The sequence below is a fragment of the Kribbella sp. NPDC051586 genome (genome assembly GCF_044453965.1).
In the GTDB taxonomy this organism is placed as follows: domain Bacteria; phylum Actinomycetota; class Actinomycetes; order Propionibacteriales; family Kribbellaceae; genus Kribbella.
Genome location: NZ_JBITDF010000004.1, coordinates 518,956 through 533,569 on the forward strand (window position 1 = coordinate 518,956; position 14,614 = coordinate 533,569).

The 14,614-nt window shown below is 69.6% G+C and carries 16 protein-coding genes; 6 read left to right on the forward strand and 10 right to left on the reverse strand.

Annotation, left to right across the window (positions count from 1 at the left end; translation table 11 throughout):
• Positions 1-168: 168 nt before the first annotated feature.
• Positions 169-420 (reverse strand): WhiB family transcriptional regulator, encoded by a 252-nt coding sequence (locus ACIA58_RS29315; protein ID WP_012919241.1) that lies wholly within the window; start codon positions 418-420, stop codon positions 169-171.
• Between the two features lie 327 nt (positions 421-747).
• A complete protein-coding gene (locus ACIA58_RS29320) occupies positions 748-2,004 on the reverse strand; it encodes a hypothetical protein (protein ID WP_396407023.1) in 1,257 nt (418 codons plus the stop codon).
• Between the two features lie 115 nt (positions 2,005-2,119).
• Here ACIA58_RS29320 and cofD point away from each other — a divergent pair, with 115 nt between their 5' ends.
• The 3 genes from cofD to ACIA58_RS29335 are packed head-to-tail and all read left to right on the forward strand — an operon-like array spanning position 2,120 to position 4,871.
• Positions 2,120-3,097 (forward strand): 2-phospho-L-lactate transferase, encoded by a 978-nt coding sequence (cofD, locus tag ACIA58_RS29325; RefSeq protein ID WP_396407024.1) that lies wholly within the window; start codon positions 2,120-2,122, stop codon positions 3,095-3,097.
• A complete protein-coding gene (locus ACIA58_RS29330; RefSeq protein WP_396407025.1) occupies positions 3,094-4,068 on the forward strand; it encodes a coenzyme F420-0:L-glutamate ligase in 975 nt (324 codons plus the stop codon). Before cofD ends, ACIA58_RS29330 begins: the two co-directional genes overlap by 4 nt.
• A 44-nt stretch (positions 4,069-4,112) precedes the next feature.
• Positions 4,113-4,871, forward strand: coding sequence for a DUF3105 domain-containing protein (locus ACIA58_RS29335; RefSeq protein WP_396407026.1), 759 nt, complete (start codon positions 4,113-4,115; stop codon positions 4,869-4,871).
• On the opposite strand, the gene ACIA58_RS29340 is transcribed toward ACIA58_RS29335, so the two are convergent.
• The 6 genes from ACIA58_RS29340 to ACIA58_RS29365 form a co-directional block, all read right to left on the reverse strand.
• Complete coding sequence (locus ACIA58_RS29340) at positions 4,868-5,962, reverse strand: mannose-1-phosphate guanylyltransferase (RefSeq protein ID WP_396407027.1); 1,095 nt, start codon at positions 5,960-5,962, stop codon at positions 4,868-4,870. The two genes, ACIA58_RS29335 and ACIA58_RS29340, sit on opposite strands and share 4 nt — an antisense overlap.
• Before the next feature lie 70 nt (positions 5,963-6,032).
• The gene (locus ACIA58_RS29345; RefSeq protein ID WP_396407028.1) at positions 6,033-7,031 is read right to left on the reverse strand and encodes an NAD(+)/NADH kinase; all 999 of its coding nucleotides are present in this window, start codon (positions 7,029-7,031) and stop codon (positions 6,033-6,035) included.
• Positions 7,032-7,243: 212 nt separating this feature from the next.
• Positions 7,244-8,326, reverse strand: coding sequence for a hemolysin family protein (locus ACIA58_RS29350; RefSeq protein ID WP_396407029.1), 1,083 nt, complete (start codon positions 8,324-8,326; stop codon positions 7,244-7,246).
• Positions 8,323-9,660, reverse strand: coding sequence for a hemolysin family protein (locus ACIA58_RS29355; protein ID WP_396407030.1), 1,338 nt, complete (start codon positions 9,658-9,660; stop codon positions 8,323-8,325). The genes ACIA58_RS29350 and ACIA58_RS29355 overlap by 4 nt, the downstream gene beginning before the upstream one ends.
• Before the next feature lie 9 nt (positions 9,661-9,669).
• Positions 9,670-9,918: a hypothetical protein gene (locus ACIA58_RS29360; protein ID WP_396407031.1), complete on the reverse strand. Its 249-nt coding sequence runs from the start codon at positions 9,916-9,918 to the stop codon at positions 9,670-9,672.
• Positions 9,919-9,959: 41 nt separating this feature from the next.
• Positions 9,960-10,805: an SDR family NAD(P)-dependent oxidoreductase gene (locus ACIA58_RS29365; protein ID WP_396407032.1), complete on the reverse strand. Its 846-nt coding sequence runs from the start codon at positions 10,803-10,805 to the stop codon at positions 9,960-9,962.
• A 70-nt stretch (positions 10,806-10,875) separates the two neighbouring features.
• Between ACIA58_RS29365 and ACIA58_RS29370 the strand changes: the two genes are divergently transcribed.
• Positions 10,876-11,799 (forward strand): LysR family transcriptional regulator, encoded by a 924-nt coding sequence (locus tag ACIA58_RS29370; RefSeq protein WP_396407033.1) that lies wholly within the window; start codon positions 10,876-10,878, stop codon positions 11,797-11,799.
• Here ACIA58_RS29370 and ACIA58_RS29375 read toward each other — a convergent pair.
• On the reverse strand, positions 11,746-12,087 hold the full coding sequence (locus ACIA58_RS29375; protein ID WP_396407034.1) for a twin-arginine translocase TatA/TatE family subunit: 342 nt from the start codon (positions 12,085-12,087) through the stop codon (positions 11,746-11,748). The two genes, ACIA58_RS29370 and ACIA58_RS29375, sit on opposite strands and share 54 nt — an antisense overlap.
• Positions 12,088-12,154: 67 nt before the next feature.
• Between ACIA58_RS29375 and ACIA58_RS29380 the strand changes: the two genes are divergently transcribed.
• Positions 12,155-12,832, forward strand: coding sequence for a TIGR03089 family protein (locus tag ACIA58_RS29380; RefSeq protein WP_396407035.1), 678 nt, complete (start codon positions 12,155-12,157; stop codon positions 12,830-12,832).
• Between the two features lie 15 nt (positions 12,833-12,847).
• Complete coding sequence (locus ACIA58_RS29385; RefSeq protein WP_396407036.1) at positions 12,848-13,627, forward strand: SDR family NAD(P)-dependent oxidoreductase; 780 nt, start codon at positions 12,848-12,850, stop codon at positions 13,625-13,627.
• Here ACIA58_RS29385 and galE read toward each other — a convergent pair.
• The gene (gene galE / locus ACIA58_RS29390) at positions 13,624-14,577 is read right to left on the reverse strand and encodes a UDP-glucose 4-epimerase GalE (RefSeq protein ID WP_396407037.1); all 954 of its coding nucleotides are present in this window, start codon (positions 14,575-14,577) and stop codon (positions 13,624-13,626) included. The two genes, ACIA58_RS29385 and galE, sit on opposite strands and share 4 nt — an antisense overlap.
• Positions 14,578-14,614 lie beyond the last annotated feature (37 nt).

Here is a 14,614-nt window from a genome sequence, read left to right on the forward strand (position 1 = left end):
CGGAGCTGTGACACCTCGATGCTTGCGGACGGTCACCGTGACCGCAGGTCCCGGCGAGGACTCACCATACAGCCGCCTACGCGGTGCCCGGAAAGCCGCGGGCCCCGGGCGACGTTCGCCCGGGGCCTCGCGGAAGTCCTGATGTTGTTGTGCTCTGGTTACCGACGGTCAGACGGCCCTCTTCTTCAGCTTGCGGCGTTCCCGCTCCGACAGGCCGCCCCAGATTCCGAAGCGCTCGTCGTTCTGCAATGCGTACTCGAGGCACTCGCCCCGGACGTCGCAACCGAGGCACACCTTCTTGGCCTCGCGGGTGGAACCGCCCTTCTCCGGGAAGAAAGCCTCTGGATCGGTCTGGGCGCACAGCGCCCGTTCCTGCCAGTTCGGCTCCTCCTCGATCGCCTCACCGTCGACAATCGCCATCAGCTCTGTCACGGTACGACCTCCTCGACCCTGTTCGTTCCCCTGTACATGTGGGTTTGCGGTCCACATGCCTGACCTCGTCCGTCCTGCGCTCTGCAACGGTCCCCGATACCGAGTGTCCAACGAACGACACGGTTGAAATTACATTCCTGCAATCCACGAAAGTCAAGCCGTGCTCTGCTATTGGGATCATCCGCAACATGCCCGCAAAAGAACGAGAGGCCTGCGGATACAGGCCTCTCGCTCCGTGTGCCCGGGCTCAAACTCATGATGCCGGGATTTTCCTGCTAGCTCGGCAAGGGCTTGCCGCCCTAGATCCCTTCCTGGTCAGGAAGGCTGGGACCACCAGCCCTGCTGGTTCTGGCCCTGCTGGTTCTGGTCGTCCTTGTCCGGGTCGACGCGCGGGTCGACCCGGGTCTCGTCGGCGGGCTCGGTCGGCGCGGGCTCCGAAGCACTCGGCTGCTGCTCCGCGGCCGGGGTCTCGTCGGCCTGCCAGGCCTGCTCCTGCTGCCAGGCCGGCTGCGCGGGCTGGGCGTCGGACTGCTCGTGCGAGCCCTCCTCGACAGCGGCGCCCTGCTCTGGCTGGCCCCACTCCTGCGGAGCCGGCTGGGCCTGGCCGCTGTACTCCTGGCCGGCCCACTGCTGCTGGCCGGCCTCGGCGCCGCCCCACTGCTGCTCCTGCGGCCACTGCTGGCCCTGCTGGGCCTGGTCCTGGCCACCCCACTGCTGCTGGCCCTCGGAGCTCCACGGCTGCGTCGCCTCGGCGCCCTGGCCCTCGGCGGTCCAGGCCGGCTGGTCGCCCTGCGGCTGACCGGCGGAGTGCTGAGCGGAGTGCTGCGCCTCGGCGTCACCGGCCGACCAGGCCTGCTGCTCGCCCTGGTTCCAGCCCTGCTCCTGCGGCCACTGCTGCTGCTCGCCCTGGCCCGCGGCGTACCCACCGGCAGCACCGGCCGCCGCGTAACCGCCGTACTGGCCCTGACCCTGACCCTGGCCCTGGTCGTACTGACCGCCGTACTGGCCCTGCTGGCCCTGCTGCTGGCCGTAGCCCTGCTGGCCGTACCCCTGCTGCTGACCGTACGGAGCGGTCTGGCCGTACTGCTGGCCCTGCTGGCCCTGCTGGAACTGGCCCGGCTTCGGCGCACGCACCGGCGCGGGCAGCGACTGGAAGGTCTTCAGGATGTAGAAGCCGGCGGCGGCGTACAGCGCCAGGCCGGCGAGTGCCGCGAGGAAGTTGAAGATCTTCATCCCGGCGGTGTTGCCGTCGTTGAACCCGGCGAACGCCGTGACCAGGACGATCAGCGCGGTCACGCCCGTGATGACGAGCGCGGCCAGCGCGACGGTCCGTGCGTTCGGGGTCCGCTCCCCTTCGTTCACCAGCCACACCGCGGCGACCACGGCGAGGATGCTCAGCACCCCGGTGAAGCCGAGTGGGGACAGCAGGTTCGACACGAAGGTGGAGGCGGCGACGAAGCCGGCTCCGCCGACGAACAGCCGGATCAGCGAGGCCAGCGCGAGCAGGCCGGCGAATGCGAGCAGGATGTACGCGACCGGCTCTCTGAGCTTCTTGGTTGCGTCGGTGACCACGAGGGCTCCTCGGATGTTGGGGGGCCGTACAACTGAGCTGTGCGGATGGTTCGGACCCACCGCAGCATAGTCCCGCGGTGGTTCGACGCATTGACGACTCGTGCAGACTCTTCCCATGCGATTGACAGTGCTGGCCGGTGGCATCGGCGGTTCCACCTTCCTGCGCGGGCTGCTCAAGGCCCGGCCGGACGCCGAGATCACCGTCGTGGGGAACACCGCCGACGACATCACCCTGTTCGGGCTGCGGGTCTGCCCCGACCTCGACACCGTGATGTACACCCTGGGCGGCGGCATCTCGGAGGAACGCAAGTGGGGCCGCGAGGACGAGACCTGGGTGATCAAGGAGGAGCTCGCGGCGTACGGCGTGGAGCCGACCTGGTTCGGGCTCGGCGACCGCGACGTTGCGACGCACCTGGTGCGCACCCAGATGCTGGACGCCGGCTTCAGCCTCAGTGCGGTCACCGAGGCGCTCTGCACCCGCTGGAAGCTCCCGGTGCGGCTGCTGCCGATGAGTGACGACCGGATCGAGACGCACGTCGTGGTGGACGACCCGGAGCAACCCGGGCGGCGCAAGGCGATCCACTTCCAGGAGTACTGGGTCCGCCTGCAGGCGGAGATCCCGGCACACCAGATCATTGCCGTCGGCCAGGACAAGGCCAAGCCGGCGCCCGGCGTACTGGAAGCGATCGCGGACTGCGACGTGCTGATCATCCCGCCGTCCAACCCGGTGGTGTCGGTCGGCACGATCCTCGGCGTGCCGGGCATCCGCGACGCGGTCCGCGAGACGGCCGCTCCGGTCATCGGGCTGTCGCCGATCATCGGCAGCGGTCCGGTCCGCGGAATGGCCGACAAGGTGCTCGCCGCGGTGGGTGTAGCGTCCACAGCGTCGGCGGTCGCGCGGTACTACGGTTCGCGCGCGTCGGGCGGCGTCCTCGACGGCTGGCTGATCGACAGGTCGGACGCGATGCAGGCCGACTCGATCGCCGGCGCCGGAATTCACGTCCAGGCCGTCCCGTTGTGGATGACGGACGAGACCACGACCGCCGCGATGGCTGACGCGGCACTGAACCTCGCGGAGGCCGTACGGCGATGAGGAAGCACCTGGAGATCTTCCCGGTGACCGGACTGCCGGAGGTGGCGGCCGGGGCGGACCTGGCCGCGCTGATCGCCGACGGCGCCGACCTGCGCGACGGCGACGTCGTCGCGGTCACGTCGAAGATCGTCAGCAAGGCGGAGGGCCGGCTGACGTACGGCACCCGTCAGGAGGCCGTCGACGCCGAGCTCGTGCGGGTCGTCGCGCAGCGCGGCGAGACGCGGATCGTCCAGACCCGCCACGGCCTGGTGATGGCCGCCGCGGGCACCGACACGTCGAACACGGCGCCCGGCACGGTCCTGCTGCTCCCGGTCGACCCCGACGAGTCGGCCCGGCTGCTGCGGACCGCGCTGAAGGAGCGGTACGACGTCAACGTCGGCATCGTGGTCACCGACACGCTGGGCCGCCCGTGGCGCAACGGTCAGACCGACCTGGCCATCGGAGCCGCCGGAGTGCGGGTCATCGAGGACCTGCGCGGTACGACGGACAGCCACGGGAACGTCCTCGCCGTGACGGAGCCGGCGCTGGCGGACGAGATCGCCAGTGCGGGCGAGCTGGTCAAGGGCAAGGCGGACGGGGTGCCGGTCGCCGTACTGCGTGGGCTGCAGGACGCCGTACTGCCGGTCGGCGAGCACGGACCGGGTGCGCGAGCGCTGGTGCGGGACGCGGAGTTCGACATGTTCAGCCTCGGGACGCGGGAGGCCGCGCGGGCCGCCGTACTGTCGCGCCAGGCGCCGGCCGGGCCGCGCGAGGTCGATCCGGCGGTGTGGACCGGGGTGCTGCGGGACGTCGACGGAGTACGGCTCGAGGTTGGTGATAACGCTGTCACGGTGTTCGGCTCGGAGCCGGTGACGGTGGGCGTGGTCGCGGAGAAGCTCGCCGTACTGCTGCACGCGGAGGGTTTCGGCGTCACCGTACGGCCGGGACCGGGCAGCGAGGCGACGGTCACGTTCGGCTCACGGTCGCGGTAGTTTTCTAGGCAACTTCTTAGGGTCGCCTCGTACACTGCCTTCGCATGGCGGCGCGGTGGCCGCCCTTAGCCGGGAAGACCAACACTGTGGGTAAAGCGTCGTCGCAGAAGCAGTCGCGCCGCGAGATGATCGAGAAGATGCAGCGCGAGCAGTCCCGCTCGGACCGCCGCCGCACGATGATCATCGTGGTGTGCTCGATCGTGGTCGGCCTGGCGATCATCGCCTACCCGGCGATCAAGCTTGTCCAGGACTCCCGGACCAAGAACCAGGCGCTCACCGAGTTCGGCGTCGCCGCGTCCGCCGCGTCCTGCGACGCGATCACCAACGACGAAGCCGCCGGCACCCTGGACCACCGCCCAGACGGCGAGAAGATCCTGTACTCCGTGTCGCCGCCGTCGTCCGGCCCGCACTACGCGGTCTGGGCGCCGTTCGACAAGAAGTTCTACTCGATGGGCGACCGCCCGCCGGTGGAGAACCTGGTCCACAACCTGGAGCACGGCTACACGATCCTGTGGTACCGCGACACGCTGCCCAAGGACCAGATCGACCAGATCGAGAAGCTCTCCAAGTCCAAGCTGCCGGACAGCTCGGTCGGCAAGTTCATCGCCGCGCCGTACAAGCAGTCCGAGGGTAAGGGCTGGCCCGACGGCAAGAACCTCGCCTTCGCCCACTGGAGCGCCCCCAACGACGCCCAGAAGTCCTTCGGCCACCGCCAGTTCTGCGGCTCGGTCAGCGGCGACGCCCTCAAGCAGTTCATGGAGAAGTACCCGGCCGCGGACGCCCAGGAGCCCAACGGCGGCTAGATGTAGTTGGCGTGGTCCGACTGGACGCGGGCGACCAGATCCTTTACGCGCTCGCCGTCGGACAGCGGGCAGACCATGGTTACGTCCTGGGTGTGGACGATGATGTGGCTGCGGAGGCCGACTGCTGCGACCAGGTGGTCCGGGTCGTCGGTGACGATGATGTTGTCGTGGGAGTCGAGTAGGCAGCTCAGCGTGATGCTGTCGGTGCGGTTGCCGTTCGGGTCGGCGTCGTACGTGTCGGCCAGCGCGGCCCACGAGCCGACGTCCAGCCAGTGCACCGGCATCGGTACGACGACCACGTCGGCATCGACCTTGCCCTGGGACGCAGGCTCCATCACCGCGTAGTCGACCGAGATCTTCTGCAGGTTCGGGTAGATCTCGGCCAGCGTGTCCTCCCGCTCGGGCGAGTCCCACACCGACGCGACCTCGCGCAGCTTCGCCGCCGACTCCGGCAGCAACGAGTCGAGGACCGAGAGCACCGTCGACGCCTGCCAGACGAACATCCCGGAGTTCCACCAGAACCGCCCGGTCGCGAGGTACTCCTCGGCGGTCGCCCGATCCGGCTTCTCCCGGAACCGGTCGACGACAAAAGCGTGCGTCCCCTCGAGAGCGGCGCCGCGCTCGATGTACCCGAGCCCGGTGTGCGGATGCGTCGGCTCGATCCCGAACGTCACCAGCGACCGCCCGCGAGCCTCGACCACCTCGAACCCGTGCTCGATCGCCGCCCGGAACTCCGCCTCGGGACTGATCAGGTGATCCGACCCGACGAACGCGACCACCGCGTCCGGATCGTTCCGCGCCACCACCGCGGAGGCGAGCCCGACGGCGTTCGCGGTGTCCCGGCGGGCCGGCTCGCCGATGATGTTGTGTTCGCCGAGCTCGGGCAGCTCCTTGCGTACGACGTCGGTGTAGGCGCCGACCGTGCAGACGTAGATGTTCTCCGGCTCGACCAGTCCGCGGAGCCGGTTGAACGCCACCCGCAGCAACGACTGTCCCGCCGCCAGCGGCAGCACCTGCTTCGGCCTGTCGTCTCTCGACATCGGCCACAACCGCGTCCCCGAACCACCCGCCAGGATCACCACGTTTCGCATGAGGAAAGACCCTACCGGTCGTCACGGTGATCCGTGAGCGGCGTGGTTCAGCAGCGCCAAGCCACGCCGCTTACGGATCACCAGGTGCTTGCGGAATCCGGAGGTGCTTGAGGTCCGGGGGAATCGGTGAATCGGCCGGTTGCCAGAACAGTTCGGGTTCGCCGTCGAGTGCCGTGGCGGGTGCGTCGGTGAGGTTGAAGCGGTCGCGCAGCCGGCCGTAGAAGTCCGTCGGACGCAGCCGCACCAGCCGCAACCGCTGCGGCGACCCGTACACCCCGATCCAGTCCCCCGGATCGAGTACGCCGCGCAGCTGCCCGTCGATACTCACCGCGGCCTGCCCCGAATGCGGGAGCACGCGCAGCGCGATCGGCTCGTCCGGCGCCGCGACAACCGTTCGGTTGAAGGTCATGTGCGGCGCAACCGGAGTGAACACGATCGCCTCGGTGTTCGGCGACAGGATCGGCCCACCCGCGGCAAAGCTGTACGCCGTCGAGCCGGTCGGCGTCGCGACGATCACCGCATCGGCGGAGTACGACGCCAGCAACCGCCCCGACAGGTAAACGCCCAACGCCACCTGGTGGTCCCGCGCCAGCTTCTCCACCACGACGTCGTTCAACGCGGTGACGTCGAGCGCCATCCCCCAGCCGTCACCCTCGGCCATCTCGTGCCGTACCGGCGGTGGCGGCAGCGCCGGACCGTGCCCGTACCGCAGCAAGGACTCGATCCCGTGGGGGATCTCCAGCGGCCGCGACGCCCGCATCGTCAGCGTCATCCGTTCCTCGTACGTCGCTCCGCCGTGGAGCACCGCCTCGAGCGCGGCCTCGACGTCTCGGCACGCCACCTCGGTCAGGAACCCGACCTTGCCGAGATCGACGCCGAGGACGGCCGCGTTGTTCTTCGCCGCGATCCGCGCCCCGCGCAGGAAGGTGCCGTCGCCGCCGAGCGTGACGACGAGGTCCGGGTCACCGGCGTGATGCAGCTCCTCGGTCCCGGTACGCCGTTCCTGGTGGTCCTTCCAGACGTCGATGTCCGTGCAGCCGATCCCATGCTCGGCCGCCCACCTCCGCACGGTCCCCGCAGTCTCCACGGCAACCGGCCGCCCCTGATGAACCACAAGCCCAATCCGGCTGATCGGCACGACGCTCCCTCTTCCTCTCACCAGCAACTTTGTGCACCCACCAACCATTCTGACCGGCCCGCGATGGTTGGTGGGTGCACAAAGTGCGAATCGGTACGGCGAGGGCGGGCGAGGGCGGGGGGTGGGCGGGGCGTGGGTGGGGGTTAGGAGGGGGTGGGGGGTGGGGTGGTGGCGGACACGATGGGGTCGGTCTCGTCGTCGAACTCGCCGATGACCTCTTCGAGGAGGTCCTCGAGGGCCACGACGCCGATCGCCTGGTCGCCGCCGCAGACGACGGCGAGCTGCGAGCGTTCGTCGCGCATCGTGCGGATCGCCTTCGCGACCGGGGTGTTCTCGCCGAGTTCGAGGGCCGCCGTCATCAGGTCCGAGGCGCGGCTGGCGGTGTCGCCGGCGGTGGTCGCGCGGGCGGCGTCGCGGACGTGCACGATGCCGCAGATCCCCGGAGCATCATCGGGACCTGAGCTGACGACCGCGAGCCGGGAATGCCCCTCGCGCCGGCTCATCAGCTCCACCTCCCGGGCCGAGGCCGACGCAGGAACCGTCGAAAGCTCGAGGATCGGCGTCATCACCTGACCGACCGTCGTGTTCTGCAGTGCGAGCATCGCGGTCAGCAGCTCGTGCTCGGGCTCCTCCAGCGTCCCGTGCTCGCGCGAGGACTCGATCAGCAGCCGGAGTTCGTCCGGGCCGTGCGCGTTGGCGATCTCGTTCTGCGGGGTCACTCCGACCAGCCGGACGCACAGGTTGGCGATCCAGTTGAGCACGCTCAGCAGCGGGCGGAAGACCCACGTGAACGCGCGGAACGGCATCGCCAGTATCAACGCCGACCGTTCGGGATCGCTGATCGCCCAGGACTTCGGCGCCATCTCGCCGAGCAGTACGTGCAGCAGACCGATCCCGCCGACCGCGATGATGAGGGCGACGACATGCCCGACGCCCTCGGGTACGTTCGCCAGCTCGAACAGCGGATGCAGCAGATGCGCGACCGCCGGCTCACTGAGCGAGCCGAGACCCAACGTGCACAACGTGATCCCGAGCTGCGCGCCCGCCAGCATCAGCGACAACTCGCTGACCCCGGCGATCGCGGCGCGCGCCGACCGGCTGCCCGACGCCGCCGCCTCCTCCAGCCGGTGCCGCTTCGACGCGACCAGTGCGAACTCGGCCGCGACGAAGAACCCGTTCAGCGCGAGCAGTACGGCGGAGATGATCAGCGCCCACGTCGTACTCATGCGATCCGCTCCATCAGCACGATGCCCGGCACCCGACGCTCGATGGTCTGCACGGTCAGCCGCACGAACTCGGCCGGTACCGACCGGCCGTCGTGGTCGATCCGCTGCGTCAGCTCCACCACGACCTCGTCACCGACGAGCGGGATGCGACCGAGCCGCGCCATCACCAGACCGGACACCGTCTCGTAGTCGTCGCCTTCGGGCAGCTGTACGCCGGTCGCCTCGTCGATCTGGTCGAGCCGCCATCTGGCCGGCACCACCCACGACCCGTCACCGCCCTGCACCAGACCGGTCTCCGGCAGGTCGTCCTCGTCGCGGATCTCGCCGACCAGCTCCTCCGCGATGTCCTCGAGCGAAACGATCCCGGCGAACCCGCCGTACTCGTCGACGACGATCGCCAACTGGCGTCGCGCGACACGGAGGCGCTCGAGTACGCCGGGCAGCGGCAGCGTGGTCGGTACGGCGACCGCGGGCGACGCCAGCGAACCGACAGCGATCGCGGCGCGGTCGGCCGGCTCCAGCTCGACCACGTCGCCGATCGCGACCACGCCGACCACTTCGTCGACCGAGTCGCCGATCACCGGGAACCTGCTGTGCCCGGTGTCCTGCAGCTCGACCACATGGGTCAGAGGCTCGTCGCGATGCATCGTCACCACGTCCACGCGCGGGACCATCGCCTCGCCCGCGGTCCGGCCGCGGAAGTCCAGGCCGCGATCGAGCAGCCGCATGGTGTCCTGGTCCAGCAGGCCCTGCTCGTACGACGTCTCGATGATCCGGTCGAGCTCCTGCGGTGTCGCGCCCTGCGGCAACTCCTCGACCGGCTCGATCCCCACGCGGCGGAGGATCCGGTTCGACGCCGAGTCGAACAGGTGGATCACCGGGCCCGCGATCGTCAGGTACCACAGGGTCGACCGGGACAGCCGCAGCGCGATCGCCTCGGCCTTCGCGATCGCGAGGTTCTTCGGCGCCAGCTCGCCCAGCACCATCTGGATGATCGTTGCCAATAGCAACGCCAGGATCACCGAGATCGACATGCTCACGGCATCCGGCACACCGGCCGCGCCGAACACGTCGTCCAGGCCCGCACCGAGATACGGCTCCGCGAAGTACCCGGCCAGCAGTGCTGTGATGGTGATGCCGACCTGCGCGCCGGACAGGACGAACGACAGCCGTGACGTGACCCGCAGCGCCCGCGCGGCGGCCGCGTCACCGTGCTCGGCCCGCGTGCGCAGGCGGCTCCGGTCGACGGCGACGTACGCGAATTCCTGCGAAACGAAGTAGCCGGTGGCAACGGTCAGCACCAGGATCAGGCCCAGACCGGCCAGGATCAGCATGGGACGACCTTATGAGAACTCCAGCGATTGCAGTACTGCGGGGTCCGTGACGTCGAGGCCTTCTTCGGTGGCCTCCGCGACCGTCCGCATCCGGACGGCGTCCCCGCCCTCGGAGGGCTCGCCGGCGATCCAGTAAGCGACCGTGCGCAGACCGTCGCGACTCACCCCGGGGTCGTCCACCAGGTACGGGCGATCACCCCGGGAGTCGCCGGATCGCGTCAAGCGCCTGATCTCGCCGCGTATCGTCGTACCCCTCACGGAAGTTAGGCTAGCCTAACTAGTCTGTGCGGGCGAGGCGCCTACAGAGGGGTGGATGGCTTCCAGTCGACGACCTTGCCGTCGCGGATCAGTTCGCCGTACTGCGCCGGGTCGACGCGGTCGGACAGGATCAGGTCGACGATGGGCTGCACCGCGTCGGCCGGCGACTTGGCCTGGCTGAAGTCGTCGAACCACGGCCGGGAGGCGCGGGTGTCGACAAGCCCTGGGCAGACCGACGCGACGAGGGTGCTCTCCGCCAGGTCCCGTTCCCGCCGTTCGGCGGCCACCGCGCGAACCGCCGCGACCTGCGCCACCTTCGACGGAAGGTTGATCCACTCCGGCCAGCCCTGCGCCGCCGCCGTACCGTCGTGCACCGCCGCCCGCCACTCCTCCACAACCTTCTCGACGTCCTCCAACGAGACCCCGTCGAACCGGCCCCACAACTCCTCCGGCAACTGCTCCAACGTCCCCAGCGAACTGGCCACCACAATCAACCGCCCACCGGCCCGCAGCCTGGGCCCGAACGCCCGCAACATGTACTGCGCCCCGAGGTTCGCCACATCCACAAACTCATCCACCTGCTCCCCCGCGGCCGTCCCCGGCTCCAACGGCCCCACCGCGTTGGACACCACAATGTCCACCACCCCCAGTTCCCCCGCCAACCGAGCCACCGCCTCCCCATCAGTCACATCCAGCACCCGCCCCTCAACCCGAGCCTGGTTTGCGCGGCGGTTGAGCTGGGCGACGGCTGCGGCGACTCGTTCGGGGTTTCTTCCTGTGAGGACGACCAGGTCTTCGGGGTTCATGCGGTTGGCTAGTTCTTCTACGAGGGCATATCCGATGCCTTGGTTGGCGCCGGTTACTACTGCGATGCGTTGGTCTGTCATGTGGCCACCGTAGGTCCGGGATCGGCATGACTCCAGCGAAAGTTCGGCACAGGTGGTATGCGTAGATGTCATGGACTTCACCGACGTCTCGCTGGTCGCGCTGCGGGTGTTCCGGGAGGTGGCCGAGCGCGGTACCTTCACCGCCGCCGCCTCGGCCCTCGGGTACACCCAATCGGCCGTCTCCCGCCAGATCGCCTCCCTCGAACGTGCCGCCGGCAACCAGCTGCTGGAGCGCCGTCGTGAAGGCGTCGCGCTCACCGCGGCAGGCCAGGTGGTACTGCGGAACGCCGCCGCCGTCCTGGACCAGCTCGACGCGACCGCCCGCGAACTCGCCGGCCTACCCGTCGCCGGCGGCACCGTACGCCTCGGCTGGTTCCCCAGCGCCGGCGCAGTTTTGTTGCCGCGGGCAATCAGCGCGGTCCGGCGTACGCACCCCGCGATCACCGTGACGACCAGGGAAGGATCGACGCCCAACCTGGTCCGGGCGCTCCGGGCCGGAACGATCGACCTCGCGCTGATCGCGTCGGCGCCGCCGTTCCGCCCGCCGGACGCGGAGTCGCCCGCCCTGAAGCTGGAGACGCTGGCCGAGCGGAGCCTTCGACTGGCCGTCCCGACCGGTCATCCGCTCGCCGCGCACGACTCGGTGGACGTCGCCGACCTCCGCGGTCAGCGCTGGATCGCCGGGCCGACGTCGTCCAGCGAACTGTGGATGGGTGTCTGGCCGGGCCTGGACGAACGCCCGGTGATCGCCCATACCGTCCGTGACTGGCTGGCCAAACTCCACCTGGTAGCCGCCGGCGCCGGGCTGACCACGATCTCCGCCTCGATGGCGTCAGCGGTCCCGCCAGGCGTCCGGGTCGTCACCGTCCGCGGTGGCCCTCAGGAGCTCCGCCGCACGATCCTGGCCCGCCTACCCGGCCGGATCCCGGAACCGACCGCCCTACTGGCCGCCGCCCTGCGAACCGCCGCCCTCGAGGTCAACCTGCCGAGCTGAGCCACCCTCCACCGGCGGCTGAACCGGCTGGACCGGCTGAGCCGGCGCGGGGGCTGCCTGGCCCTGAGCAGGAGCCGCCTGGGCCTGGGCTTGAGCCTGGGCCTGGGGAGCGGTCACCTGGGCCGGTGTCTCGTCGTCGTCGCTGTGCCGCGCCTTCTCGAACTCCTTCATCGCGCGGGCGGCGTTCTTCGTCAGTTCCGGCAGCTTCTTCGCGCCGAACAGCAGAACGACGATGACCAGGATGACTATCCATTCGCCGCCTTCGGGCAGCGCGAGCAGTGGCACCATGACAAGCCTTCTTTCGACAAAATCCCCCACCACGGTACGCCGGAGTCCGAACCGTAGGGTGGGCCATATGTCACGAGTCCTCCCCGAGCTGTTCGCGGCCGCGGTCCGCCGGGACGGCGGCGCCCCGTTCCTCACCTACTACGACGACGCGACCGGCGAGCGGATCGAGCTGAGCGCGGTCACCACCGCGAACTGGGTCGCCAAGACCGCGAACCTGCTGGCCGACGAGTACGACCTGGAGTCCGGCGAGACCGTTGCGATCGGCCTCCCACCGCACTGGCTCGGCGTCGTCTGGGCGCTCTCCACCTGGTCCGTCGGTGCCTCCTTGACCAGCGGGACCGGCACCCTCGCGATCACCGGTCCCGACTTCGCCGTCCGCGGCGACCGCGAGACCGTCGCCTCCGCCCTCCTCCCGCTCGGCGGCCGCTTCCGCGAACCGCTCCCGGACGGCATCCAGGACTACGGCGCCGAGGTCTACAACCACCCCGACGTCTTCGTCCCGTTCGACCCGCCGACGGCGGATTCCCCGGCGTACGACGACCTCACCCATGCGGATCTGATCGGTACGGCGGAGCCGATCGGCGACCGGATCCTGGTCCGGCGGACGCTCACGGACCGCGACGGCCTGGGACTGCTGGTCGGCGTGATCTCCGGAGGTGGTTCGATCGTTCTCTGCCGCAACCTGGACGCTGCCAAGCTGGAGCGCCGGGTCGCGGACGAGAAGGTCGACCAAGTACTCGAGTAACAACGGAGGCATAGCGTGCGTCGGTTCGAAGGAAAGGTCGCGCTGGTCACGGCGGCGGCACAGGGCATCGGGTCCGCGGTCGCGCGGCGGCTGGCCGACGAGGGCGCCTCGGTCGTGGTGACCGACCTCCAGGAGGAGAAGGTCAGCGAGGTCGCGGCCGGGATCGGCGAGCAGGCGCTGCCGCTGCGCGTCGACGTGACGGACCGGGGCGATGTGGATGCGGCTGTCGCGGCCGCGGTCGAGCGGTTCGGCCGGCTCGACGTAGTGGTGAACAACGCCGGCGGCTGCATCGTGTCAACGGTGCCGGAGGACACGTCCGCCGAGGAATGGCACGCGCAACTCGACCTGACCCTGGTCGGTGCATCGCGCTGCATCCAGGCGGCGCTCCCGCAGCTGGTGAAGAACCGCGGCAACGTCGTCACGATCAGCTCGGTCAACGGGCTCGCTGCCTTCGGCAACATCGAGTACGCCGCGGCCAAGGCCGGCCAGATCGCGATGACGGTCAACTATGCCGCGCGGTACGGCGACCTCGGCGTCCGCTTCAACGTCGTTGCCCCCGGCACCATTCGGACGCCGAACTGGGACAGCCAGCCCGGCACGCTGGAGCTCTTCGGCAAGATGTACCCGCTCGGCCGCGTCGGCGAGCCCGAGGACATCGCCGCCGCGGTCGCGTTCCTCGCCTCCGGCGACGCGTCCTGGATCACCGGCCACACGCTCCCGGTCGAAGGCGGCGTCCTCACCGGACCAGGCGGGATGGACCTGACGACGAACGGCCCCTTCAAGAAGGAGTACTAGCCCTTCGGCCAGGCTTCCCACGCGGTCGCGAACATCTCGTCGACCGTGTAGGTGTTCTTCCAGGCCAGGTCGCGCGCCGCGAGGTCGCCGTTCGCAACGACGCGGGACGGGTCGCCGGGACGACGCGGACCCTCGCCCGGAGTGAAGTCGATGCCGGTGACCCGGCGGGCGGCGTCCATGATCTCGCGGACCGACGTACCCGTGCCGCTGCCCAGGTTGTACACACGCTCGAGGGTCTTGCCCGACTCGAGTGCGCGGGCGGCGGCGACGTGGGCGCGGGCCAGGTCGGCGACGTGGACGTAGTCCTTGACCGACGTGCCGTCGGGGGTCGGGTGGTCGGTGCCGTAGATCTGCGGCACCTTCCCCTGCGTCAGCAGGTTGCAGACGATCGGGAACAGGTTGTACGGGCTGGCGTCGTACACCGTCGGATCGCCGGACCCGACGACGTTGAAGTACCGCAGCGAGGTGTAGTGCAGCTCGGCAGCGGCGGCCTGGTCGCGGAGCAGCCACTCGCCGATCAGCTTCGACTCGCCGTACGGCGACTGCGGGTCAGGCTCGGTGTCCTCGGTGACCACCTCGACCTCGGGCGTCCCGTACACGCCGGCGCTCGACGAGAAGACGATGTTGGGCACCGACTTCTCCGCCATCGCCTCGAGCAGCGACACCATCGCGGTCACGTTCTGGGTGTAGGTGTGCAGCGGCCGCTCCACCGACACCCCGGCGTACTTGAAGCCGGCGAGATGTACGACACCGTCGACGCCGTCCAGCGCCTCACGGACCGCCGTGCCGTCCAGCAGGTTCGCGCGCACGAACGGCACGCCGTCCGGTACGAACTCCGCCTTCCCGCTCGACAGGTCGTCGATCACGACCACGTCGATCCCGTCGTTGCGGAACGCACGCACCACATGCGCACCGATGTACCCAGCACCACCAGTCACGAGCCACGTCATGTCTCAGATACTGCCATCCGGATCCGCCCGGCCCCCC

What these genes read in the sequence shown, in the direction of transcription:
- ACIA58_RS29330 (WP_396407025.1), top strand. Translation starts at nt 3,094, where the DNA reads ATGAGGAAGCACCTGGAGATCTTCCCGGTGACCGGACTGCCGGAGGTG.
- ACIA58_RS29355 (WP_396407030.1), bottom strand. Translation starts at nt 9,660, where the DNA reads ATGCTGATCCTGGCCGGTCTGGGCCTGATCCTGGTGCTGACCGTTGCC.
- ACIA58_RS29315 (WP_012919241.1), bottom strand. Translation starts at nt 420, where the DNA reads ATGGCGATTGTCGACGGTGAGGCGATCGAGGAGGAGCCGAACTGGCAG.
- ACIA58_RS29365 (WP_396407032.1), bottom strand. Translation starts at nt 10,805, where the DNA reads ATGACAGACCAACGCATCGCAGTAGTAACCGGCGCCAACCAAGGCATC.
- cofD (WP_396407024.1), top strand. Translation starts at nt 2,120, where the DNA reads ATGCGATTGACAGTGCTGGCCGGTGGCATCGGCGGTTCCACCTTCCTG.
- galE (WP_396407037.1), bottom strand. Translation starts at nt 14,577, where the DNA reads ATGACGTGGCTCGTGACTGGTGGTGCTGGGTACATCGGTGCGCATGTG.
- ACIA58_RS29370 (WP_396407033.1), top strand. Translation starts at nt 10,876, where the DNA reads ATGGACTTCACCGACGTCTCGCTGGTCGCGCTGCGGGTGTTCCGGGAG.
- ACIA58_RS29380 (WP_396407035.1), top strand. Translation starts at nt 12,155, where the DNA reads ATGTCACGAGTCCTCCCCGAGCTGTTCGCGGCCGCGGTCCGCCGGGAC.
- ACIA58_RS29350 (WP_396407029.1), bottom strand. Translation starts at nt 8,326, where the DNA reads ATGAGTACGACGTGGGCGCTGATCATCTCCGCCGTACTGCTCGCGCTG.
- ACIA58_RS29335 (WP_396407026.1), top strand. Translation starts at nt 4,113, where the DNA reads ATGGCGGCGCGGTGGCCGCCCTTAGCCGGGAAGACCAACACTGTGGGT.
- ACIA58_RS29340 (WP_396407027.1), bottom strand. Translation starts at nt 5,962, where the DNA reads ATGCGAAACGTGGTGATCCTGGCGGGTGGTTCGGGGACGCGGTTGTGG.
- ACIA58_RS29375 (WP_396407034.1), bottom strand. Translation starts at nt 12,087, where the DNA reads ATGGTGCCACTGCTCGCGCTGCCCGAAGGCGGCGAATGGATAGTCATC.